The organism is Variovorax sp. P4_B10 (genome assembly GCF_056402375.1).
On sequence record NZ_JBFUHN010000025.1, the window covers coordinates 1 to 23,984 of the forward strand.

Below are 23,984 nucleotides of genomic sequence, written 5' to 3' on the forward strand. Positions count from 1 at the left end.
GTTGCGGATGCGGGTCCAGACGGCGGTATCGGGAACGATCGGGGCCTGCAGCTCGGTCATGCTTGCGAGCCGGCTCTGCCAGACGAGCGCCGCGGCGCGCACCGGCGCCTGTTCGCGCGCCAGGGTTTCGAAGCGGCGGCGGGCACCGCCGCGCAGCGTGCCGAGCGCATGGCTCGCGGCCAGCAGCTCGAGCAGTTCGGGGTGGGCGGTGAGGTTCATCGGAGGGCTGCTTTCTTCACCGTCATGCGAAGCGACCCATGCAGAGGCGTAATTTTTCGAGCCCGCGCCGGATCCAGGTCTTGACGGTGCCGAGCGGCAGCTTGAGCTGTTCGGCCAGCTCGCCGTGGCTCATTTCGCGCAGGTAGGCCAGGCTGACCACTTCGCGCTGGCGGCGCTCGAGCTGGCTCAGGCACTGGTGCAGCGCCCAGGCCTGTTCGCTCGCATCGGCCGTGTCGGCAGGGTTGGGTGCGTCGGATTCGAGGGTGTCGGCCATCAACTCGTCGAACTCCTGCGTGAGCTGGGCGCGGTCGGCGGTACGGCGGCGCAGCAGGTCGAGCGCGCGGCTGCGCACGATCAGGCCCAGCCAGGCCAGCGGCGGACTCAGCGTGGCGCGGTAGTCCCCGGCCACGCGCCAGACCGTGAGAAAGGCTTCCTGCAGCACATCTTCGGCCCACTCGCGCTGCCGCACGACGCGCATCGCCAGGCCCATGAGCTTGGGCGCGGTGCGGTCGTACAGCTGGCGCAGGGCGGCTTCGTCGCGACGGCCGATGCGATCGATCAGCGCCATCAGTTCGGCATCGGGGCTGGGTGCTGTCATTCGCGAATTGTCGGGCATCAATGCACATGGACAAGGTACGGTCCCGCGACACCGGCGGATTCAATCGTCCCTGGGCCTGGACCCGTTGGCCGACCTCAGGAAACAATCGGCAACGTATACTTCCTCGCAAAATCGAGCGGGGCCGCGTGCGCGCGGGGGCGGGATGAAGCAAATTGCGATCGTGATCGTGCTCTGCGTGGGCGCGTGGTACTTCCTTGTCGGCGGCCGCAAGCTCGACGAGAAGCTGGTGCGCGAGTACTACCAGAACGAAGCCCATGCCATCTACTCCCGCGACGCCGAGAAGCTGTGCAAGCAGCTCAGCCGCAAGGTCGTGATCGAGAGCAAGGTCACGATGATGGGCAAGACGGTGGAGTCCACCCACGACCGGGACGAGGCCTGCGAGTCGATGCGCAAGACCTTCGAACTGTTCCGCATGGTCGGCGACCGGATGGGCGGCATCCTCACCATCGAGTACGACTACCAGATCGACGCCGTCGAGGTGGCCACCGACCGCAAGAGCGCCGTCATCAAGGGCACCAGCGTGCTGAAGATGGGCGAGGCGGCGCTGCAGTACAAGAGCAGCTTCACCCAGCGCCTGGAGCGCGAGCTCGGCCAGATGCGCCTGGTGCATTCCGACGAGGCCACGGTGGTGCGCATGGGCGGCCGCGGCGCCATGAGCCAGAGCGAATTCTTCAAGTAGGCGCCGCCATGATCGTCCGGGACTCGCTGCCGCCTCCGCCGCCGTTCTGGCATCGCCTCAACAGCTTCTTCGCCTTTCCGTTCCAGCTGCGGCCGCTGACCTACGGCCTGCTGCTGTCGTTCTGCAGCCTGCTCTTCGAGGCCGTCTTCTTCCTGCCCGATGCGCTTGCGCTCGTCGTCATCGAGATCGGCATCATGCTGGCGGCCAGCCGCTACGGCTTCAAGGTCATCGCGCTCGGCGCGCGCGGCATCTGGCAATCGTCCGAGTTTGCGCGCGAGTCCAGCGACGAGTGGACCTACCTGCCCTGGAAGCTCTTCGCCATTTCGCTGGTGCAGGGCTTTCTGGTCGGCTGGCTCGCCTGGTACGAGCCGGTGCTGGGCACCGTTGCGTTGTTCGTCATGTCCTTCACCTTCCCGGCCGCGGTGATCGTGCTGGTGCAGTCGGGCAGCTTCTTCCAGGCGATGAATCCCGGGCATGTCATGGATGCGATGCGCACCATCGGCTGGCCCTATGCGCTGCTGTGCTTCTTCCTGTTCCTGCTGAGCACGGGCGCGCAGGTGGCGATCTCGATGGTGGTGCCGATGTTCGACGGCCGCATCATCCTGCCGATCGTCAATTTCGCATTCATCTACTTCGGCTGGGTGATGGCGAGCCTGCTGGGTTATGTGATGTACCAGCACCATGACGCCTTCGGCATCGACGTGGCACCCGGCGGCGGCGTGGGCGACGGCATCCCGGTGGACCGCCGCACGCCGGAGCAGATCGCGGCGCAGCGCACCGATGCCGAGGTGGCGCAGCTGATCACCGAGGGCGACCTGGCCGCCGCGCTGGGCACGGCCTACGAGGCACAGCGCACCGCGGCGTCCGACGACCTGGCCGCGCAGCGCCGCTACCACCGCGTGCTGCTGATGATGCCGGACAAGAAGGACACGATGCTCGACCAGGCGCGGCGCTTCATCCCGCTGCTGATGCGGCGCGACCTTGCATCGGAAGCGCTCAAGGTCTTCAAGGCCTGCCGCGAGAAGGACAAGGCCTTTGCGCTCGACGACGCGGCCGTGGTGATCGCGATGGCGCGGGCCGAATGGCGCAACGGCGATGCGCATGCCACGCTGGCCCTGCTGTCGGGTTTCGACCGGCGCTTTCGCGGGAACGAGGCGATTCCGCAGGCCTACGAGTTGGCAGCGCGTGCGCTGGTGCAGGGCCTGGGCCGCGCCGACATGGCGCAGCCCATCCTGACCACGCTGGAGTCGCGCTATCCCGAGAGCGAGCAGACGCAGGAAGTGCGCTGGCTGCTGCGGCCTGCGCCTGCGGCCTAGGGTTCAGGCGCGCTGCAGGGTGCGCGTCACCATGTCGTTGGGCGCCAGCCGCAGCAGGTGCGGCAGGAAGCCGATGGCTTTCTCGCGTTCCCCTGCGTGCAGCAATCCGTTGGCGCAGACCGAGAGCGTGTCGGCCAGCTCGGGATGGTCGGGCGCCGTCTTCAGCAGGATGCGGCACAGCTTGTCGGCATCCCCGAACTCGCGGGCCCGCGTGAAGCGGCGCGCCAGCCGGGCCATGTCCTCGGGCTTCAAGCGGGCGCCGGGCCTGGCCTGGTCGAGGTAGGTCTTGTAGCTGGCGTGCTGCAGGGCCAGCGTGTCGGGGTCGGTGGCAGGGAGGCGGAAGATGCGGCGCGCAGCCTGGTGGAAGTCATCGCTCGCGGGCTGCAGCCGGGCGGTGTTGAACCAGGCGCGCAGCGTGTCGGTGTCGCCGGGGCGCAGCGCGGCCGCGGCACGCCACTCGGCGCACGCCGGCTCGAACTTCATCGCGGCGGCCAGCCGGCGTGCGGCGGCCACATGCTGCTCGAAGTGGTCGTCGTCGTCCGCCATTTCCGACTTGACGGTCTCGGGCGCCTTCACGCGGCCCAGCATCGTGGCACCGGCCATCAGCGCGGCGCCCGTGAGCAGGCCGCCCAGGTGGGCCATGTAGGCAATGCCCTGGCCGCCCAGCCAGTGCTGCATCAGCTCGTTGATGATCCACGCCGGCAGCAGCAGCAGCGCCGGCGCGGTGACGTAGTTGAAATAGAAGAACAGCTGGTAGAAGAAGCGGATGCGCCGCAGCCGGTACATCACCGCGTACATGCCCATCAGCGCGGAGATCGCGCCCGAGGCGCCCAGCCCGTAGCTGCCCTTGCCCGCATAGGCCCAGCCGGCCAGCGCCGAGGCGCCGACGGCGCCCAGCAGGTAGAAGGTCAGGTAGGTGCTGCGGCCCAGCGCCAGCTCGACCGAGAAGCCGAACAGGAACAGGAACAGCATGTTGCCCAGCAGGTGGCCGGTGCTGCCGTGCAGGAAGGCGGCGGTGATCAGGGTCCAGGGCCTGGACTCGGCGTCCTTGCCGTAGTCCTGCGACCAGCGCTCGGTGAAGGGCGCGGGCAGCATGGCCTCGTACTGCTGGCGGTCGCGCTTCCACTCGGCGTATTGCGGGTTGGCGGGCGTGACGACTTCTTCGGCCTTCAGCTTCTGCAGGAAGGTCTTTTCGTTCTGCATGCCTTCGAGCAGCGGGGCATAGGCCTCGGCGTTCAGCATCCGCTTGGCCTGCTTGCCGCGCTTGGCGTCGGTTTTCTCCAACCAGGCCACGAAGGGCGGCAGCTCCAGTTCGGGCAGCACGCTCTGCGTGTAGTAGTGGGCGGCGCGCTCGCGCGCGTTCTCCTCGCTGCGCTGTGGCCCCCAGAACACGATCATGTTCACGAGGATCAACAGCACCGTCAGCCACGGCGGGTTGCGCCAGCTCGGTTTGTTTTCGAGCGGGATGGCGTAGAACACGATGCGGCTGCCGGTTGTTGCTTCGCCGCGCTCAGCCGAGTCGCTTGCGGTGGCGTGCCACTTGCGCCTTGACCTGCGCCGGCGCGGTGCCGCCCAGGATGTTGCGCGCATTGAGCGAGCCGCGCAGGCTCAGCACGTCGTACACGTCCTTCTCGATGTTGGGGTTGAACTGCTGCAGCACCGACAGCGGCAGCTCCGCGAGGTCGACCTTGTGCGAGGTGGCGGCCTTCACGGCGTGGGCCACGGTTTCGTGCGCGTCGCGGAAGGGCAGGCCCTTCTTCACGAGGTAGTCGGCCAGGTCGGTGGCGGTGGCGTAGCCGCGCAGGGCGGCGGCTTCCATGGCCTCGGGCTTCACGGTGATGCCGCCGATCATCTCGGCAAAGATGCGCAGGGTGTCCTTGAGCGTGTCGACGGTGTCGAACAGCGGCTCCTTGTCTTCCTGGTTGTCCTTGTTGTAGGCCAGCGGCTGGCCCTTCATGAGCGTGATCAGCGCCATCAGGTGGCCGACCACGCGGCCGGTCTTGCCGCGGGCCAGTTCGGGCACGTCGGGGTTCTTCTTCTGCGGCATGATCGACGAGCCGGTCGTGAAGCGGTCGGCGATCTGGATGAAGCCGAAGTTCTGGCTCATCCAGAGAATCAGTTCCTCGCTCATGCGGCTGATGTGCACCATGCACAGGCTGGCGGCGGCGGTGAACTCGATCGCGAAGTCGCGGTCGCTCACGGCGTCCAGGCTGTTCTGGCACACGCCGTCCATGTTCAGCGTCCTGGCAACCAGTTCGCGGTCGAGCGGGTAGCTGGTGCCGGCCAGCGCGGCGGCACCCAGCGGCAGGCGGTTGACGCGCTTGCGCACCTCGCCCATGCGTTCCGCATCGCGGCTGAACATTTCGACGTAGGCCAGCATGTGGTGCCCGAAGCTCACCGGCTGGGCCACCTGCAGGTGGGTGAAGCCGGGCAGGATCACGTCGACGTTCTTCTCGGCGATGTCCACCAGGGCCTTCTGCAGGTCCACCAGCAGGTCGCCGATCAGGTCGATCTCGCCGCGCAGCCAGAGGCGCACATCGGTCGCGACCTGGTCGTTGCGGCTGCGGCCGGTGTGCAGGCGCTTGCCGGCGTCGCCCACCAGCTGGGTCAGGCGGGCTTCGATGTTCAGGTGAACGTCTTCGAGGTCGAGTTTCCACTCGAAGGCGCCGGATTCGATCTCGCTGCGAATCTGCGTCATCCCACGCTCGATCTCGGCGTGGTCCTGCTTGCCGATGATGCCCTGGGCGGCCAGCATGCCGGCGTGGGCGAGAGAGCCTTCGATGTCGGCCTGCCAGAGGCGCTTGTCGAAGAAGACGCTGGAGGTGTAGCGCTTCACCAGGTCGCTCATCGGTTCGGAGAACAGGGCCGACCAGGCTTCGGATTTCTTGTCGAGTTGGTTTTGGGTCATGGGAGCCGTCCAGGAGGCAATAATGGGTTGGTCACCCGATGTATCTGTGATGTCTGCGATGCGCAACCCGGCGATTTTATCGGCCACCTCTGCAACCACGTCCCCGACGTCGTCGGAAAGGGCGCGCACGCCCCTGCGCGGCGGGCCTTCGCCGTTCGATGCCTGCCAGATCGGCGTGGTGCTGCGCACCGTGGTGTTCGTCGAGGCGGTGGTCGCCATTGCCACATTGTTCGTGGTGTCCACGCCCGGCGAATGGCTGGTGCAGACCGCCACGGTCACCGGCGGCGCCTTGCCGGCGACCCTGCTGTGGCTGGTGGCGGCCTGCGGGCTGAAAAAGCCGTTGGGGCGCCTGCCGCGGCAGTGGCAGTACGCGGCCGGGGCCTCGCTTGGCGCTCTGGCGTCGCTCTACGGCTGCGGCCTGCTGCGCCTGACGGGCGTGCTCGCCAACGCGCCGTGGCTGGCCAGTGGGCTGGCCGGGGCCCTGTTCGCGGGGCTGATGATGGCGGCGATGGTGCTGCGCGCGCGCGGCCAGACGCCCGCCGCCATGACGGCCCGGCTCGAGGAGCTGCAGTCGCGCATCCGCCCCCATTTCCTGTTCAACACGCTCAACAGCGCCATTGCCCTGGTGCGCGAGGAGCCGGCCAAGGCCGAGACCATGCTCGAAGACCTGAGCGAGCTGTTCCGCCAGGCGCTGGCCGACCCGGGCGAATCGGGCACGCTGGCCGACGAGATTGCGCTGGCCGAGCGCTACCTGGCCATCGAGCAGGTGCGCTTCGGCGACCGGCTGCGCATCCGCTGGGACCTCGATGCCGCTGCCAGCAATGCACGCCTGCCGCCGCTGCTGCTGCAGCCGCTGGTCGAGAACGCCATCAAGCACGGCGTCGAGCCCAGCCCCGAGGGCGCCAGGCTGCGCATCCGCACCGAGCGGCGCGGCAGCATGGTGGTGATCGAGGTGGTCAACAGCCTGCCGCCGCTGCGCTGGGCCGACGAACCGCTGCCGCGCGGCCACGGCATTGCGCTGGCCAATGTGCGCGACCGGCTGCGCCTCTTGCACGACATGCAGATGCAGTTCAGCGCCGGCATGGATCAAAAGAACTACCGCGTACGCATTGCCATCCCCGCCGAATCATGAGCCTCAAGACCCTGATCGTTGACGACGAAGCCCTTGCGCGTTCCCGGCTGCGCACGCTGCTGCGCGACTGCCGGTCGCCCGCCGCCGAGGTGGTGGCCGAGGCCTCGCAGGGCGCGGAGGCGCAGCAGCACCTGGCCACGATGGAACTCGACCTGGTGCTGCTCGATGTGCACATGCCCGGTGTCGACGGCATCGAGGTGGCGCGCGCGCTGCGCAGCAACCCCGACGCGCCGGCCGTGGTGTTCGTGACGGCGCATGCGACGCATGCGGTCACGGCCTTCGAGCTCGATGCGGTCGACTACCTGACCAAGCCGGTGCGGGCCGAGCGCCTCCAGCAGGCCCTGCTGAAGGCCGAGCGCTTCCTGAAGGAGCGCCGCGCGCTGCGGGCCGATGCAGCGCCCGAAACCGTGCTGATCCAGGACCGCGGCCGCGCCGAGCGGGTGCCGCTGTCGGAAGTGCTCTACCTGAAGTCCGAATACAAGTACCTCACCGTGCGCACCGCCACGCGCAGCCACATCCTCGACGGCTCGCTCAACGAGTTCGAGGAGCGCTATCCGAACCGCTTCCTGCGGGTGCATCGCAACGCGCTGGTGGCGCGCTCGGCCATCCGCGCGCTCGAGAAATACGACGACGGCGAGGACGCCGAGGGTTGGGCCTTGCGGCTCGACGCGATTCCCGAACCTGTCGCGGTGTCGCGGCGGCAACTGGCCGCGGTGCGCGAAGTGCTCAAGGAGGCGCGATGACCGAAGAAAAGAACGCGCCACCCGAGAAACCCGCGGCCGCGGAAGCACCGGAACCCGCGCCCGAGCCACCGGCCGCCGAGCCTTCGGAACCGCCCCCGCCCGCCCCTGCGGCAGAGGAGCCGCCTGCGGAGTCCGCTCCGCCGGAGCCCGAGCGCCTGCTGCTGCACATGCCGGTCGACGTGCGCAGCGCCTCGCTGGTGGTGCTCGCCGTGCTGGCCAGCGTCTTCGCGCTGCAATGGGGCCAGGCCGTGTTCATCCCGCTGATGCTGAGCCTGCTGCTGACCTACGCGCTGTCGCCGCTGGTTGAGCGGCTGCACCGCTGGAAGCTGCCGCGCTGGATCGGCGCGGCGCTGATCCTCGTCGGCCTGTTCAGCGGTCTGGGCTGGACCGGCTACTCGCTCTCGGGCAGCGCCACGCAACTGGTCGACTCGCTGCCCATCGCGGCCCAGAAACTGGGGCAAGCCATGCGCAGGAACAAGAGCGCCAGCGCCACGCCGCTCGAAAGCGTGCAGCAGGCGGCAGCGCAACTTGAAAAGGCGGCCGAGGAAAACTCCGCGCGCGTCGCGGCGCGCAAGGGCGTCGCGCGTGTCGTCATCGAGCGGCCGTCCTTCAATGTGCGCGACTACCTGCTGAGCGGCACCGTCGGCCTGATCGCGGCGATGGGGCAGCTCACCTTGGTCGCCTTCCTGACCTACTTCGCGCTGTGCTCCGGCGACACCTTCCGGCGCAAGCTGATCAAGATCACCGGGTCGAGCCTGCAGAAGAAGAAGGTCACGGTGCATGTGCTCGACGACATCACCCGCAACATCGAGCGCTACCTGCTGGTGCAGATATTGATCAGCGGGCTGGTGGGCGTGACGACGGGCTTCGCCTTCTGGTTCATCGGGGTCGAGAACGCGGCCGTGTGGGGAATCATCGCGGGCGTGACCAACCTCATTCCCTACATCGGCGCGGTGATCGTGCTGGTGGCTGCGGCGCTGGTGGCCTTCCTGCAGTTCAACAGCCTGGAGATGGGCATTCTGGTCGGCGGCGTGTCGCTCGCCATCCACACGCTGATCGGCAACCTGCTGATGCCCTGGCTCACCAGCCGCACCAGCCGCATGAACCCGGTGGCCGTGTTCGTCGGCGTGATCTTCTGGGGTTGGCTCTGGGGCGTCTGGGGGCTGTTGCTGGGGATTCCGATCACGATGGTGATCAAGTCGATCTGCGACCGGGTCGAAGATCTGCAGCCGATCGGGGAGCTGTTGGGGGAATAGCCTCGGGGCCGGCTCAGCGCAGCGCACGTTGCATGAGCACGGTGTCGACCCACTGCCCGAACTTGAAGCCGACGTTGCGCAGCACGCCGACGCTCTCGAACCCGAGGCGCTCGTGCAAGCCTTGGGAGCCGGCATTGGCGCTGTTGCCGACCACCGCCACCATCTGCATGAAGCCGCCTTCGGTGCAGTGCGCAATCACCGCCTGCAGCAGCGCCTTGCCGACGCCGTGGCCATGCATGCCCTGCGCGACGTAGATCGAGTCTTCCACCGTGCGGCGGTAGGCGGAGCGGGCGCGGTAGGGGCTCGCATAGGCATAGCCCACCACCTCGCCGTCCTTCACCGCAACGAGGTAGGGTAGGCCGTGCCGGAGCACCTCGGTGCGCCGCGCCTGCATCTGGTCGACGGTGGGGACTTCTTCCTCGAAGGAGCACAGGTCGTGCAGCACGTAGTGGCTGTAGATGGCCTGCACCGAGGGCATGTGGTGCGGCTCGGCGTCGAGGATCTCAAGGGTGATGGCAGCGAGGGTTGGCGATGGCATGCCCCGAATCTTGACGATCCGACATCAATAAGTGAAGCTTGGTCAACCTATGCAAAGCATAAGAAATACTTTGGAAAAGACACTGAACCTCGACCAGCTCAAGTCCTTCGGACTGGTGATCGAAACCGGCAGCTTCTCCGCCGCGGCCGACCGGCTCGGCCTCACGCAGCCTGCGGTGAGCCTGCAGATCCGCCAGCTGGAGCGCAGGCTGGCGGTGCGCCTGATCGAGCGCGTGGGCAAGCGTGCGAAGGCCACGCCGGCTGGTGCGGAGCTGCTGCGGCACACCTACCACATCGAGACCGCCGTGGAGAATGCCATCGATGCACTGGCCGACCACGCGAGCGGCGTGACGGGCCGGGTCCGGCTGGGCACCGGTGCGACGGCCTGCCTGTATTTCCTGCCGGCCGTGCTGCGCGGGCTGCGCGAGCAGTTCCCGGCGCTCGGCATCGTGGTCAGCACCGGCAACACCGAGGACCACGTGCGCAAGGTGGAGGAGAACAGCATCGACCTCGCGCTGGTCACGTTGCCTGCGGCAGGCCGGTCGCTGAGCGTGATACCGGTGCTCGACGACGAATTCGTCGCCATCGGCCGCCGCGACCTCGCGCCCCTGAAGGCGCGGGTGACGCCCGGCGACCTGGCCGCATTGCCGCTGGTGCTGTTCGAGCCCGCGGCCAACACGCGCAAGCTGGTCGACCGCTGGTTCGCTGCCGAAGGGCTGCAGCCGCAGCCCGTCATGGAGCTGGGCAGCGTCGAGGCAATGAAGGAGATGGCCGCCGCGGGGCTGGGCTACGGCATCTTGCCGCGCATGGCGATGTCGGGCCGCGGCGCCCATCCCGACCTGAAGATCAGCCGCCTCGACCCCCGCATGCACCGCACGCTGGCCCTTGTCATCCGGCGGGACAAGCCGGTGAGCAGGGCCCTGCGCGTGGTGCTCGATGCGGTCGTCGCGGCCGGAAAGAAGGCCGGGCCGGTTACTCGGCCGAAGTAGCCAGCGCCGCGCCGCCGCGTGCGCGGCCCAGCGTGCCGACGATGAGCGCGGCGATCAGCACCAGCACGCCGCTGAGCACCATCGCGCTCGAGATGCCGAAGTTGTCGACCGTCACGCCGCCGATCAGCGCGCCGGAGGCGATCGCCACCTGGAAGCCGCTCACGAGCAGTGCCTGGCCGGCTTCGGGTGCATCGGGCACGGCTTCCATCATCCAGCCGGTGAGCGCCACCGGGATCAGGCCGAAGGCCACGCCCCAGATGAAGACCACGACCGCGCCGGCCGCGAAGCCGCTGCCGATCAGCGTGGACAGCAGCAGTGCCGTTGCAAGCATCTGCGCCGCCAGCAGGGTGGTGCCGCGCACGCTGCGCGCCACCAGGCTGCCGCCGAGGAAGGTGCCGATGAAGCCGACCGCGCCGTAGACCAGCAGCAGCGTCGAGACCGAGTTCGGTTCCAGGCCGAACACCTGCTGCAGCAGCGGTTTCAGGTAGGTGTAGGCCGCGAAGTGGCCGGCAATGAAGAACAGCACCGCGAGCAGGCCGACCTGCGCCATGCGGCGTGTCAACGGCGTCAGCAGGTCGCGCGCGCCGATGGCGCGCACCGGCGGTATCGCGGGCAGCAGCCACAGCTGCACCAGCAGCACCACGGCCGCGAGCGCGCCGGTCACTGCGAACGAAGCGCGCCAGCCGAACAGCGTGCCGAGGAACGAGCCCGCAGGCACACCGAGCACCGTGGCCGCGGACACGCCCGCCAGCACCAGCGACATGGCCCGCGCCTGCGAAGCGTGCGGCACCAGCTGCGTGGCGGCGGCCGGCGCAAAGGTCCAGAAGCCGCCCACGCACAGGCCCAGCAGCAGGCGCGCGACCAGCATCGTGCCGAAGTTGGGCGCGAAGGCGGCGAGCAGGTTCGAAGCGATCAGGAGCGTGGTGAGCGCGATCAGCACCGTGCGCCGGTCGAGGCGGCCGGAAGCGACGATCAGCGCCGGCCCGGCAAAGGCGGCGAGCACGCCGGGCATCGTGATCATGAGGCCGGCCGTGCCGTCGGACACGTTCAGGCCCCTGGCGATGTCGGTCAGGAGGCCGATGGGCATGAACTCGGTCGAGACCATTGCGAAAGTGCCGACGGCGATCGAGCCGACGGCGAGCCAGGCGGAGCGGGCCGACCTGGCCAACCCGGGCGCGAGATCGTCGACGCAGGGGTTGCTGCTGGGTGCATTCATCATGAAAGGGGTCCTGGAGCGCATCGGCGAAGCGTGTGCCGATGCTTGTTGCGGAAGGCAATCCAGTGTCGGAGCGGACGCCCTTGCGACAAAGAGGCCTGACGGCAGTAGTCAGTTTCCCCAGGGCGAACAATCGGTCCTTTTTGCAATCGGGTGGCCGCTTGCGCCACCCCGATGGTGGCCATCGCCACCACGGCCTGCGCTATCCGGGCGGCAACACCCGGCCGTCGGCGATGAAGGAATCGCCCACCAGCACACGAAAGACCGCACCGTGCGGAAAGCGGGGCCGTGCGATGTCCGGTGTCAGGAACTCGACCTCGAGCGCATGCGGTTTCCCGCGTTCGAGCACATCGCCCTGCGGCACGAACCACCGGGCCGAGAAGCCTTCGTTGTCGACCACCAGCGCGCAGCGGTATTCCCCTGCGGAAAGCGGCACGTCGTGCGAGCGCAGCGCCGGCGGACGCAGCGTCAGCTCGACCCGCAGATGGGGCGTGAAGGTGCTCGCCGCATCGAAGGTCGCAGGCTCGGCCGGCGGCGCGCGGCGCGGCCGCTTGCCGATGAGCCATGCAATGACGTTGCCGATGATCGGCACCCACAGCACCATCAGCAGCGTGCCGATGTCGCGCGTGGTCGAGCCGCGCTCCGCATAGTGCCGCATGAGTGCGCCCGCGACGGCCACGCACAGCAGGATGATGACGATGAGCTTGCGGCGGAACTGGATGGTGGTCATGAACTTGCGGGTGGAATCGGCCCGCGGACCTTAACTCACCCGCAGCACGGCATCCGCCGGCAGCGCCTGCCAGTCGATCCATTCGCCCACCGCCACATGGTGCGTGGGCGTGGCCGCCGCTTCGGGCGCGCCCCATTGCAGCGTCAGGCTGTGCTTGCCGAGCCGCAGCGCAATCTCGAAGCCGGGCCAGTGTGCGGGCACATGCGGCGTCAGCGAGAGCCTGCGGCCTTTCACGCTCAGGCCCAGCAGCGTTTCGACCGCGGCGCGGTGCAGCCACGCGGCCGAGCCGGTGTACCAGCTCCACCCGCCGCGGCCCACATACGGCGCGGCGCCGTAGATGTCGCCGGCCATCACGTAGGGCTCCAGTTCGTAGGCGGGTCCGCGCTTCGGATGCTTCGCGCGGTGCGCAGGGCTCAGGCCCTCGAAGCTCCGCCACGCCGCTTCATGGTCGCCCTGCAATGCCTGCGCCATCAGCGCCCACACCGCGCCGTGCGAGTACTGGCCGCCGTTCTCGCGCACGCCTGGCGGGTAGGCCTGGATGTAGCCGGGGTTGTTGGTCGAGTTGGCGAAGGGGGGCGTCAGCAGCCGCAGCAGGCCGGCGGGCTCGTCGTGCAGGTGCTTCTGGATGGCGGCCATGGCCGGGCCGGTGTGGGCCTCGTCCGATGCGCCCGAGAGCACCGACCAGGCCTGCGCGATCAGGTCGATGCGGCACTCGTCGTTGGTCGACGAGCCGAGCGGCGCGCCGTTGTCGAAGAAGGCGCGGCGGAACCAGGCGCCGTCCCAGCCGGCGTCGTGCAATGCGGCGATCCAGCCGCGCCGTGCCTCGGTCCAGCGGACGGCGCGTTCGTGCTCGCCGCGCGCTTCGGCGATGGGCGCGTATTGCGCGACCACGCTGCACAGGAACCACGCGAGCCAGACCGATTCGCCGCGGCCTTCGTTGCCGACGCGGTTCATGCCGTCGTTCCAGTCGCCGGTGCCCATCAGCGGCAGGCCGTGCACGCCGGTCTTCAGGCTGCGGTCGATGGTGCGCGCGCCGTGCTCGAACACGGTGGCCGTGCGGCCGCCGTGATGCGGCGGGTAGTAGGCGTCTTCGGCGCCGTCGGGAATCGCGGGCCCTTCGATGAAGCCGACCACCTGGTCGAGCAGCGACGCGTCGCCGGTCACCTCGACGTAGTGCGCCGTCGCGAAGGGCAGCCACAGCAGGTCGTCCGAGAAATGCGTGCGCACGCCGGCGCCGCCGGGCATGTGCCACCAGTGCTGCACGTCGCCTTCGGGGAACTGCCTCGCCGCGTTGACGAGGATCTGCTCGCGCAGCCGCGGCGGATCGGTGAGCGCGAAGGCCATCGCGTCCTGCAGCTGGTCGCGAAAGCCGAAGGCGCCGCCGGCCTGGTAGAAGCCGGCCTTCGACCAGAGGCGGCAGGCCAGCGTCTGGTAGATGAGCCAGCGGTTGACCATCGCATCGAACAGCGGATCGGGCGTGCGCACCTGCAGGCGGCCCAGCAGCTCGTCCCAGAAGCCGCGCGCCTGCGCCAGGGCTTCGGGCACGTCGCGCTGCCGCCAGCGGCGTGCCAGTTCGAGCGCCGCATCGGCGTTGTCGGCGTGGCCCAGCACGAAGGTGAAGCCGGCGGTCTCGCCGGCGCCGACGACGAACTCGCCGCCGATGGCCGCGCAGGCATCGAGCCCGCTGCCGGCGCGCCGCGCCAGCGTGTCGGGCACTTCGACGATGCCGTGCCCGGCGAAGAATTCGTTGCGGTCGCAGGTCCACTGCGTGGCCCCGGTCGTCGCGCCCTGCAAACCCGCAAGCAGCAGGAAGGCCGTGCTGCCGCCGAAGCCCGCGCTCGATTCGCGCTGCTGGCCGAACACCGCGGGCTGGTCTTCGGGCTTCCAGCAGTGAATGGTGCGCCGTTCGCCGCGCGCGGCGCCGAGCTGCCACTCGGCGATGCCGAGCGCGCGCAGGCGCCGCTGGCCGGAGCCCTCGTTGCGCACGCGCACATGCACCAGCTTGACGGCATCGTCGCGGTCCGCAAAGAAGGTGGTTTCGAGGGCCAGGTCGCGCTGCCGGCATTCGAAGACCGTGTAGCCCTGGCCATGCCGCACGCGGTGGCGCACATCGTCCGCACCGTCGGCACCCCGGCCGGCCGGCGTGAGCGGCAGCAGCTCGCGCGAAGCGAGGTCCTGCAGCAGGTAGTGCTCGAAGGCCGGGTCCTGCACCGGGTCGTTCGACCACGGCGTGACCTGGTGCATGCGGCTGTTGCCGGCCCAGGTGAAGCCGGTGCCCCATTCGGACACCTGGAAGCCGAAGCCGGCGTTGGCGATCACGTTGATCCAGGGGCGTGGCGTGCGGTTGTCGAGGCCGACCTCGAAGCGGAACTCGCCGCTCTCGGCATCGAAGCGGCCTGCGGGCGCCGACATCGGCGTCGTCGCGGCCTGTGCCGACTGTGCCGCGGCGGGGCGCATCAGCAGGGGCGTGCGCTGCGGCACCGGTGCGCTGCTGTCGTCGGCTATCAGGGGGCTGCGTGCTTCATGCAGCGCGGCCACCTGGACTTCGAGGGCGCGGCCGTCGGCCGTGAACACCACGCGCGCCAGGCTCGAGAGCGCGGCCTTTTCCGAGGGCGCCACCTCGTGGTCGCGCAGCAGGTAGAAGCCCGCCGTGTCGTTGCGCGGAAAGCTGTTCTGGGTCTGCAGCGCCACGCGAGAGCGCAGCAACTCGATCTCGCGCTGCAGCGGCATCAGGTAGGAATTTGGCTCGCTGTTGAGCACCACCAGGTCGCAGGCCACGCCGCCGAAGCCCCACCACGGCTGCGCACGCAGCAGCGCGTTGATGAGGCCCATGCCGTTCATCGAATGGATGTAGACCAGCACGATGGGCTTGTCGCCCGAGATGCCGAAGCGCCAGATCTGCCGCAGGTCGACGAGTCCGCGGTCCTTCATCACGCGCGGCGTGGTGTAGGTGAGGATGGTCGTCAGGTCCTGCAGCGCAAGGTTCTGCGCGGGCGCGATGCTGAGGTCGCGCAACCGCACCTGTGCCAGCGTGGCGGCCATGCGCGTCGCACGCTCGACGTGCATCGGCTGCAGATAGCGGTCGATGCTGGGCATCAGCGCTTCGATGCTCTCGTCGGCGGCGGTTGCGAAGCTCAGGCGCGCAGTGGTGCCGGGTTCGATCGACAGGCGCACGCGCAGGCAGGCGATGGGGTCGAGGCCGTTCACCGGCGTGCCGTTGACCGCCAGCGGCTGCGGGTCGAGCGCGGGGCTCGCAAGCGAGCGGTTGCGGCCGATGAAGGCGCGCCGGTCGGTCATGCAGTCGATGGACAGCACATGCGCATCGACCGAGGCGACGAAGTGCGCTGCGGCCACCACCGGGTCGCCGTGCAGGCGGGGCTTGCGCGACATCAGCAGCGCGCGCCACGCGGGTTCCCAGCGCGATTCGACGAACAGGTTGGCGAAAGCCGGATGCGCCTCGTCGGCCTTGGGGTTCGACAGCACCGGTTCGAAGTAGGAGATGAGTTCGAGCGTGCGCGTTTCCTCGCCCGAGTTGTGCAGCGTGATGTTGCGCAGCTCGGTGTCGTCCTCGGGGCTGATGAGCACGGTGGTGCGCACCTGCAGGCCGGGGCCCGCCGCGTCGAACTGCACCTGGTCGGCGAGGAAGCGGGTGCGGTAGTTCCAGCCGGCGCCGGGTGCGGGCAGCGCGGTGAGCGAGGTGAGCTCGCGCTGGCCTTCTTCTCGCAGGTAGAAAAAGGTGCCGTGGCTGTCGCGCAGGGGGTCGTCGCGCCAGCGTGTCACGTTGAACGCGCGCCATCGGCTCACGCCGGCACCGTTGGCGCGCAATGCCACCGTGTAGTGCCCGTTCGACAGCAGGTGCGTGGGCTGGAAGCCGGACGCCATCGGGTCGACGATCCGGGGCTGGAACAGCGGTGCCAGCTCGGTCTGGCTGGGCTCGGGCGGTGTGCGCGGGTCGGCACTGCCGATGATCTGCCGCGGCGTGCGCTCGTGCAGCAGCGACTCGTGCGCCTGCACCAGCGCGGCACTCCCGAACCAGCGGCGCGGCGCCTTGGTGCACAGCACATCGCACAGCGCGACCAGCGACATGCCCTGGTGGTGCGCCATGAAGTTGCGCACCACGGTGAAGTCCTGGCCCTCGGCCTGGCGCGAGGTGGTGAAGTCCACCGCGTCGTGAAAGCCGAACTCGCCGCGCGCGCCGAGCGATTCGAGCAGTTCGAGATTGGCCACCGCCGCGACCGGCGCGAGCACGGCGGCCATCGCGCTCGCATAGGGCGCCACCACGCGGTCGGCGGGCGGCGTGCGACGCAGCGCGAGGCGCGGCACGCCGAAGGGCGAGTACTGGTAGGCCAGCGAGTGGTCCTGCGCGAAGTAGGCGGACTCCGAAATGCCCCACGGCAGGTTCTGCGCGCGGCCGAAGGCCTGCTGCTCGGCGATGGCCGCGGTGTTGGCCACCTGCAGCAGGCCATCGGCGGGCTCCGACATCACGAGCGTCGGCATCAGGTACTCGAACATCGAGCCCGACCACGACTTGAGGCTGGGCTCGAAACCCACCAGCAGGAACGGCCGGCCGAGCGCCATCCAGTGGCGCCGCGGCACGTCGCCCTTGGCGATGGCCAGGAAGCTCAGCAGACGCGACTCGGAGGCCAGCAGGTCGTAGTAGCTCGCGTCGAGCACGTTCTCCTCGACCCGCAGGCCGATGTGGAACAGGTGGCGCTTGGGGTCGTAGAGGCCGCTGAAGTCCATGCCGGCGTGCAGTGCGTCGCAGCGTTGCGCGAGCGCCTCCAGTGCGGGTTCTTCGTGGCTTTGGCAGCCCTGCGCAGCGAAGGCGCGGCAGGCCTGGGCCACGGCCACCAGGTGACCCGCGAGGTTGCCGCTGTCCACGCTGGACACATAGGCCGGCGGCAGCAGCCGCAGCGTCTGCGTGTCGTACCAGTTGAAGAGATGGCCCTGGTGCTTCTGCATGCGGCCGACGGTGTCGAGCGTGGCGGTGATGCGTGCGAGCAGCGCCGCGGTGTCGATCCATCCGAACTCGCGCGCGCAGCAGGTCGCCAGCAGGTACATGCCGATGTTGGTCGGCGAGGTGCGGTGGGCAATGGTCGGCTGCGGTTCGAGCTGCAGGTTGTCGGGCGGCAGGTGGTTGTCTTCCGGGCCCACCACGTGCTCGAAGAAGCGCCAGGTGTCGTGCGCCAGTTTCTCGAGGTAGGCGCGCTGTTCCGGCCGGAGCGGGTCGGGCACCTCCGCATCGACGCGGCTGCTCCACCACGCCGCGAACGGCGCCAGCGCCCAGACGACGAACAGAAGCGGCCCGATCATCGGGTATGCGCTCCAGTGCGCCATCACCGCCAGCGCCAGGCAGAGCACGCTGCTGATGGCCGCGCCGCGCAGGAAGGGCGGCAACTGCTGGCTGGACTGGGCCTGCGCCTGTGCCGCCGTGGTCCATTGCAGCAGATGCCTGCGGCTGACGACCAGCCGCCATGTCGCGCGGAACGCCGCATCGAGCAGCAGGCGTGTCTGCGCTGCCAGCTGCACGAACTGCCAGGTCGCGCCGGCCATGGCCCGCAACAGCTCGACGGCGCCCACGTCGAAGAAGTGGCGCAGCTCGATCGCGCGCCGTGTCGGCACCAGGCCGGCGAGGGCGCCGAGCAAGGGGCCGAGCACGAGTGCCGAGCCGACCGCGGCAAGCGCCCATCCGAGCGGCAGGGCCTGCGTGAAGACCACGAGCACCAGCAGCGCGAAAGAAGCGGGCACCACCAACGAGCGGCGCAGGTTGTCGCACATCTTCCAGAGGCCCAGCGCGTCGATGCCGAAGCGCCGGGCGCGCCACATCAGCGGCAGCAGTTGCCAGTCGCCGCGCGACCAGCGGTGCACCCGCGAGGCGGCCACGCCGGCATGGTGGGGGTGGTCTTCGATCAGCACCACGTCGCTCACCATGGCGCAGCGTGCGACCGCGCCTTCGAGCAGGTCGTGGCTCAGCACCGCGCCTTCGGGCAGGCGCCTGTCGAGCGTGGCGTGCACCGCGCGCACGTTCAGCAGGCCCTTGCCGGTGAAGGAGCCGCTGCCGAACACGTCCTGGTAGATGTCGGAGGCGCCGCTGCCATAGGGATCGAGCCCGCACTGGCCGGCGAACATCCAGTGGAAGAGCGAGCGCTCGTGCTCCATCGGGAACGGCGTCACGATGCGCGGCTGGAGGATGCCGAAGCCGGCGACCACGCGCCGGCCCTGTGCATCGATTTCGGGTGCGTTGAGCGGGTGCGCGGCAATCGACACCAGGTCGCGCAGCGCACCCGGCGGCAGGCCGGTGTCGCTGTCGAGGGTCAGCACATAGGGCGTGCGGCCCGCGGCCAGCCGCTGGCCCGGCGCGAGCGGCAGGAAGCCGCTGGCATCGCCGGTCGCGAGCAGGCGCATCAGCATCTCGAGCTTGCCGCGCTTGCGTTCCCAGCCCATCCAGCGTTCTTCGGTGTCGCTCCAGCTGCGCGGGCGGTGCAGCAGCAGGAAACGCGGCGCCGCGTCGCCGGGTGCCGGGTACTTGGCATTGAGCGCGGCGATGCGTTGCAGGGCATCGTCCAGCAGCGGCTGATCCTCGGGCAGCGAGGCCTGCCGGGCATCGGCCCAGTCGGTCAGCAGAGCGAACTGTGCGTGTTCTTCGCGGTTCGCGAGCCAGTGCAGCTCCAGCCGGTGGGCGAGCTGCGCGTTGTTTGCTGCCGAACTCAGCAGCGTGGGAATGACGACGAGCGGGCGGTGGCGTTCGGGGATGCCGGCCGCGAAGTCGAGACGCGGCAACGCCTGCACCCGCACCGACTCCGCCATGACGCGCTGCGCCAGCGCGATCAGGGCTTCCGAGAGCGGCCACGCCAGCAGCACCAGCGCGGCCACGGTGGTCCAGTCGCCATGGTGCGGCAGGCTGCGCACCACGGAAGCCAGCAGCAGCGCGGTGCCGAGGGTGACGGCCAGCACATAGACAGGCAGGCGCCAGCCGAGGTGGCTGCGGGTTGGCCGGATGCGGACCGGACGGCCGGCGCGGTCCGCCGGTCCGCTGGGTTGCAGTGCCGCGAGCAGCGCGGGGCGGCCCTGGCCGAAGAGGTAGTAGCCGGCGGTGCCGTCGGCCCGGTCGGTTTCGGCGCCGGCGTCATCGGCCGGCGCGCTGGCGGCCAGGCGCACCACGGCCTGCGCCACTTCGCGCTCGGGCTGTTCGGTGTCGCGAGCCACCCGCTCCATCGCATGCGTGATCTGCTGGCGCGTGATCTCGCTCTCGTGCGCGAAGCTCGGCAGCTGGCGCAGCACCCGCAGCGAACGACTCACCGGTTCGATCAGGTCGCTCCACTCGACCTGGCCGATCATGCGCAGCGTGGTGATGATGTTGCCGACGGTGAGGTTGGCGGCAGCCTGCGCGTTCTGCGCATCGCCGATCAGCGCCGGGCCGTTGGGACAGTGGTGCTCGGTCCAGCGCACCAGTGCGGGCATGTTTTCGCCATGCTCGACCGGCAGCCGCTGCCAGAGCTGCGTGAGGTAGTTGTCCTGCAGGCCGTGGCTCTGCAGTGCGCGGTAAAGGACGTCGAGGTCCTGCACCGAAAGATGCGGTGCCGCATCCCAGGCCGCATGCGCAATTTCGCGGGCGACCTTGTTCTCGGCAATGCTCTCGGCCACGCGGCGCAGGTTTTCGAGCAACACCACGCGCAGGGTGGTGGGCAGTGCCCAGAGTTCGCCGAGGGTCAGCTCGTCGATGTCCTGGTAGGCATTGAGAAACGCGGTGAACAGCGTCTTGTTGAGCACGCTGTCGGTGTGGGCCACGTAGGCCCAGGCAATGCCGTAGACGCGCGGCAATCCCGCGAGCGGCGGCGTGGCGAGCTTGGGCAGCCGCGCGTAGTAGCTGCGCGGCACGCCGTCGTGGATCTGCTGGAGCTGCGCCTCGACCAAGTGGAAGTTGTCGAGCAGCCATTCGGCCGCCGGAGACACATAGCGGCCGCTCTGCGAGACCAGCGCGATGTGGTCGAAGGCGTTGCGCAGCGACTCGAGGTTCTCGTCCACGCGCGGAAAGAAGGGCGCTCCCTCACTCGCGCGACGGCGATCCTTTTCCACCACCTGGGCGCGGGCGAGGCTGTGGCCGTGCTGCTCGAAGCGCTGGGCGCCGAAGAGTTCGGCGCGGATCGGCAGTGCGACCGGATCGTGGGGGCCCAGGAGCAGCGCGCGCGCGTACTGGCTGAGCCCTTCGAGGCGATCAACGACAAAGGCGGCACTCATCGCGCCGCCTTTGTCTGAAATCTGAGTTGCTTGTTGCCTGTGCGTCCCCTCGCAGGGGAAATCTCAGCCCGTATCGGTTTGTGGTCAGTCACCCTCAAGCGACGGCGAACAGCCCGATACCGAGAACGACCGCGACGCAGGCCATCGTGACAATCCGGCCCGCAGCGAGTGCACGCACACGTTGCATGTGGCTTCGCACCGAGAACCATCGCCCGTGAGCCCGCGCACAATGACGCATGTGAGAGGCCAGCGCCACAAAATCGTTGTTGACGAAATCGACCTGTGAATGGGTCAGGGATTGCGGGGTAGACATTGCAACGAGCTCCTAAATACGACCTCGAGCTGCCGCGCGATTGCGAGAACTGTGAACGTCTCCGACCGTACTCTTTTAATTGACCTTACAGGTGCCTGTTTTGCCGACTGTCCACGTAGGAAAGGGCGCACAAGGCGCCCTTCGTCTTTGGTGGTCGGCACCTAATCAGCCGGTGTTGCGCAAGCCCGCCGCCACCCCGTTGATCGAGATGTGAATGCCGCGCTGCAGCCGCTCGCCGCCGTCGCCCGCGCGGTAGCGCCGCATCAGTTCGACCTGCAGGTGATGCAGCGGGTCGATGTACGGAAAGCGGTGGCGCACCGAGCGCTGCATCTCCGCATTGCCTTCGAGCCGCTGCTTCGCGCCGGTGATGAGCGTGAGCGCATCGGAGGTGCGGTGCCATTCGGCGTCGATCATCGAGAACACTTTCTGCCGCAGCTTGCGGTCGGTCACCAGCTCGGCGTAGCGCGAAGCCAGTGCGAGGTCGCTCTTGGCGAGCACCATGTCCATGTTCGACAGCAGCGTGCGGAAGAAGGGCCACTGTTCATACATGCGTTGCAGCAGCGCCTGGCGTTCCTTCTTGCCCGCGGCGTTGCCTGCAGCGGCCAGGAACTGCTCCACGCCCGAGCCGAAGCCGAACCAGCCCGGAATCGTGAGCCGGCACTGGCCCCAGCTGAAGCTCCACGGCACCGCGCGCAGGTCGTCGATCTTGTGGCTGGGGTTGCGCGAAGCGGGGCGCGATCCGATGTTGAGTTCGGCAATTTCGCGGATCGGCGTGGAGCCGAAGAAATAGTCGCCGAAGCCGGGGGTCTCGTAGACCAGCTTGCGGTACGCCGCCATGCTGGCGGTCGAAAGTTCACCCGCGGCCGAGAGAAAGGCGGCGGGTGCCGACTTGCCCTGCGGCAGCAGCGTGGCTTCGAGCGTGGCGGCCACCAGCGTTTCGAGGTTGCGCCGGCCGATCTCGCGGTTGGCGTATTTCGAGCCGATGACTTCGCCCTGTTCGGTCAGGCGGATCTGGCCGCGCACCGTGCCTGGCGGCTGCGCGAGGATCGCCTGGTAGCTCGGGCCGCCGCCGCGTCCCACCGTGCCGCCGCGGCCATGGAACATGCGTAGGCGAATGGGGTTGGCCTTTTTCTTGTTGAGCTCGTCGAACAGCGACACCAGCGCGATGCCGGCGCGGTACAGCTCCCAGTTGCTCGTGAAGATGCCGCCGTCCTTGTTGCTGTCGCTGTAGCCGAGCATCACGTCCTGCTCGGCGCCCGAGCGTTCGACCAGTGCCTGGATGTTCGGCAGCGCATAGAAGGCACGCACGATGGGCGCGGCGTTGCGCAAATCTTCGATGGTTTCGAACAGCGGCACGACGATCAGGTCGCACACGGCGTTGGTGGCCATCGCACCGCGCAAGAGGCCCACTTCCTTTTGCAGCAGCAGCGCTTCGAGCAGGTCGCTGACCGTTTCGGTGTGGCTGATGATGTAGTGGCGGATGGCCGCGGCGCCGTAGCGCGCACGCGCGGTGCGTGCCGCGGCGAAGATGGCCAGTTCGCTTTTTGCGAGCGGCGAGTAGTCGGCGTCGGGCACGCGCAGCGGGCGGGCATCGTCGAGCAGCTTGAGCAGCAGCGTCTGCTTGGCTTCTTCGGCCAGCGAGGCGTACGAAGGCTCGATGCGCGCGGTGGCGAGCAACTCGGCGATCACGGCCTCGTGCTTGTCGGAGCTCTGGCGCAGGTCGACCGTGGCGAGATGGAAGCCGAACACTTCCACCGCGCGGATCAGCGGGCGCAGGCGCTGCGCCACGAACACGCTGCCGTGCTTTTCGGCCAGCGACTCTTCCACGGTGCGCAGGTCGGCGAGGAATTCTTCGGCGTTGGCGTACGGGTTCTGCGGCGCGACGGCATGGCGCGCGGCCTCGCCGCCGGTGAGCTCGCGCAGCGTGGCGGCCAGCCGCGCATACACGCCGGTGAGCGCGCGGCGATAGGGCTCGTCCTTGCGGTGCTCGTTGGTGTCGGGCGAGCGTTCGGCCAGCGCCTGCATCTCGACCGACACATCGACCAGCGTGGCCGAGAGCGAGAGTTCGCCGCCGAGGTAGTGCACCTCGGTGAGGTAGTGGCGCAGCGCCAGTTCGCACTGGCGGCTCAGCGCGTATTCGAGCGTTTCGGCGGTGACGTTGGGGTTGCCGTCGCGGTCGCCGCCGATCCACTGGCCCATGCGCAGGAAGGGCGCCACCGACGGCGTGGTGCCGCCGTGGGTCAATGCCTTCTCGAGGTCGGCATAGACGCGCGGAATCTCGCGCAGGAAGGTCGCTTCGTAATAGCTCAGCGCGTTCTCGATCTCGTCGGCCACCGTGAGCTTGGAGAAGCGCAGGATGCGCGTCTGCCAGATCTGCGTGACGCGGGTGCGCATCTGTGTTTCGTTGTCGGCGAGTTCGATCGGCGAGAGCGCGTCTTTTCCGCTCGCGTAGGCGTTCTGGCGCAGCTTGATTTCGTCGCGCGTGGTGAGCAGCAGGGCAATGGCGCGTTCGGCATCGAGGATGCTCTTGCGCTGCACTTCGGTCGGGTGCGCGGTGAGCACGGGCGACACGTAGCTGTGGGCCAGCGAGGCCACGATCTCGTCGGGCTTGATGCCGGCCTTGCGGATGCGGGCCAGGGCCGTCTGCAGGTCGCCGTCGGCATGAACGCCTTCGCGATCGGCCTCGGTGCGGCGGCGGATCTGGTGGCGGTCTTCCGCAAGGTTGGCCAGGTGGCTGAAGTAGGTGAAGGCGCGGATCACCCGCACCGTTTCGACCGCGCTCAGGCCCTTGAGCAGGTTCTTGAGCGCGCGGTCGGCCGCATGGTCGGCATCGCGCCGGAAAGCCACCGACAGGGTGCGAATCTTTTCGACCAGCGCGTAGGTCTCGTCGCCCTCCTGTTCCCGGATCACGTCGCCGAGGATGCGGCCCAGGAGCCGGATGTCGTCGATCAATGGCTGGTCTTCGGCCTGGCGGCGCGCGGGGCGTGCAGGGGTCTTGCTGGCTTTCATTCGATGTTGTTCCTGGGGACTTGAATGGATGCGCCGCCTGCGTTGCTGCGGCGCAACATGCTAGCATTCCGGAGGTCTGG

15 protein-coding genes and 1 pseudogene are annotated in these 23,984 nt (G+C 68.7%); 6 read left to right on the forward strand and 10 right to left on the reverse strand.

The features are described from left to right. Both AC1DXX_RS13765 and AC1DXX_RS13770 read right to left on the reverse strand, forming a co-directional pair. Positions 1-219 (reverse strand): annotated as a pseudogene (locus AC1DXX_RS13765) (anti-sigma factor); the annotation flags it as partial. 22 nt (positions 220-241) lie between these two features. Then, positions 242-817, reverse strand: coding sequence for an RNA polymerase sigma factor (locus AC1DXX_RS13770; protein ID WP_478134762.1), 576 nt, complete (start codon positions 815-817; stop codon positions 242-244). 163 nt (positions 818-980) lie between these two features. Between AC1DXX_RS13770 and AC1DXX_RS13775 the strand changes: the two genes are divergently transcribed. Further along, positions 981-1,517: a hypothetical protein gene (locus AC1DXX_RS13775; protein ID WP_478134763.1), complete on the forward strand. Its 537-nt coding sequence runs from the start codon at positions 981-983 to the stop codon at positions 1,515-1,517. Positions 1,518-1,525: 8 nt separating this feature from the next. Beyond that, positions 1,526-2,833, forward strand: a complete 1,308-nt coding sequence (locus tag AC1DXX_RS13780) for a hypothetical protein (protein ID WP_478134764.1) — start codon at positions 1,526-1,528, stop codon at positions 2,831-2,833. A 3-nt stretch (positions 2,834-2,836) separates the two neighbouring features. Here AC1DXX_RS13780 and AC1DXX_RS13785 read toward each other — a convergent pair whose 3' ends face one another. Next, complete coding sequence (locus AC1DXX_RS13785) at positions 2,837-4,312, reverse strand: rhomboid family intramembrane serine protease (RefSeq protein WP_478134765.1); 1,476 nt, start codon at positions 4,310-4,312, stop codon at positions 2,837-2,839. Positions 4,313-4,343: 31 nt separating this feature from the next. Beyond that, entirely contained in the window at positions 4,344-5,741 is a 1,398-nt protein-coding gene (gene argH / locus AC1DXX_RS13790) for an argininosuccinate lyase (RefSeq protein ID WP_478134766.1), read from the reverse strand. A gap of 58 nt (positions 5,742-5,799) precedes the next feature. Between argH and AC1DXX_RS13795 the strand changes: the two genes are divergently transcribed. The 3 genes from AC1DXX_RS13795 to AC1DXX_RS13805 are packed head-to-tail and all read left to right on the forward strand — an operon-like array spanning position 5,800 to position 8,872. After that, the gene (locus AC1DXX_RS13795) at positions 5,800-6,873 is read left to right on the forward strand and encodes a sensor histidine kinase (protein WP_478134823.1); all 1,074 of its coding nucleotides are present in this window, start codon (positions 5,800-5,802) and stop codon (positions 6,871-6,873) included. Beyond that, a complete protein-coding gene (locus tag AC1DXX_RS13800) occupies positions 6,870-7,616 on the forward strand; it encodes a LytR/AlgR family response regulator transcription factor (RefSeq protein WP_478134767.1) in 747 nt (248 codons plus the stop codon). The genes AC1DXX_RS13795 and AC1DXX_RS13800 overlap by 4 nt, the downstream gene beginning before the upstream one ends. After that, positions 7,613-8,872, forward strand: a complete 1,260-nt coding sequence (locus tag AC1DXX_RS13805) for an AI-2E family transporter (protein WP_478134768.1) — start codon at positions 7,613-7,615, stop codon at positions 8,870-8,872. Before AC1DXX_RS13800 ends, AC1DXX_RS13805 begins: the two co-directional genes overlap by 4 nt. 13 nt (positions 8,873-8,885) lie before the next feature. Here AC1DXX_RS13805 and AC1DXX_RS13810 read toward each other — a convergent pair whose 3' ends face one another. Beyond that, a complete protein-coding gene (locus AC1DXX_RS13810) occupies positions 8,886-9,410 on the reverse strand; it encodes an N-acetyltransferase family protein (RefSeq protein WP_478134769.1) in 525 nt (174 codons plus the stop codon). A gap of 49 nt (positions 9,411-9,459) precedes the next feature. Here AC1DXX_RS13810 and AC1DXX_RS13815 point away from each other — a divergent pair, with 49 nt between their 5' ends. Beyond that, on the forward strand, positions 9,460-10,398 hold the full coding sequence (locus AC1DXX_RS13815; protein ID WP_478134770.1) for a LysR family transcriptional regulator: 939 nt from the start codon (positions 9,460-9,462) through the stop codon (positions 10,396-10,398). Here the strand turns inward: AC1DXX_RS13815 and AC1DXX_RS13820 are convergent. From AC1DXX_RS13820 to ppc, 5 genes are all read right to left on the reverse strand, one after another. Beyond that, positions 10,382-11,617 (reverse strand): MFS transporter, encoded by a 1,236-nt coding sequence (locus tag AC1DXX_RS13820; RefSeq protein ID WP_478134771.1) that lies wholly within the window; start codon positions 11,615-11,617, stop codon positions 10,382-10,384. The genes AC1DXX_RS13815 and AC1DXX_RS13820 overlap by 17 nt on opposite strands. A 199-nt stretch (positions 11,618-11,816) precedes the next feature. Beyond that, on the reverse strand, positions 11,817-12,344 hold the full coding sequence (locus tag AC1DXX_RS13825) for a hypothetical protein (RefSeq protein WP_478134772.1): 528 nt from the start codon (positions 12,342-12,344) through the stop codon (positions 11,817-11,819). Between the two features lie 30 nt (positions 12,345-12,374). Then, the gene (locus tag AC1DXX_RS13830; RefSeq protein WP_478134773.1) at positions 12,375-20,582 is read right to left on the reverse strand and encodes a glycoside hydrolase family 94 protein; all 8,208 of its coding nucleotides are present in this window, start codon (positions 20,580-20,582) and stop codon (positions 12,375-12,377) included. A 94-nt stretch (positions 20,583-20,676) separates the two neighbouring features. Beyond that, positions 20,677-20,895, reverse strand: a complete 219-nt coding sequence (locus AC1DXX_RS13835; RefSeq protein WP_478134774.1) for a hypothetical protein — start codon at positions 20,893-20,895, stop codon at positions 20,677-20,679. A 165-nt stretch (positions 20,896-21,060) separates the two neighbouring features. Next, positions 21,061-23,904: a phosphoenolpyruvate carboxylase gene (ppc, locus tag AC1DXX_RS13840; RefSeq protein ID WP_478134775.1), complete on the reverse strand. Its 2,844-nt coding sequence runs from the start codon at positions 23,902-23,904 to the stop codon at positions 21,061-21,063. Between the last annotated feature and the right edge of the window lie 80 nt (positions 23,905-23,984).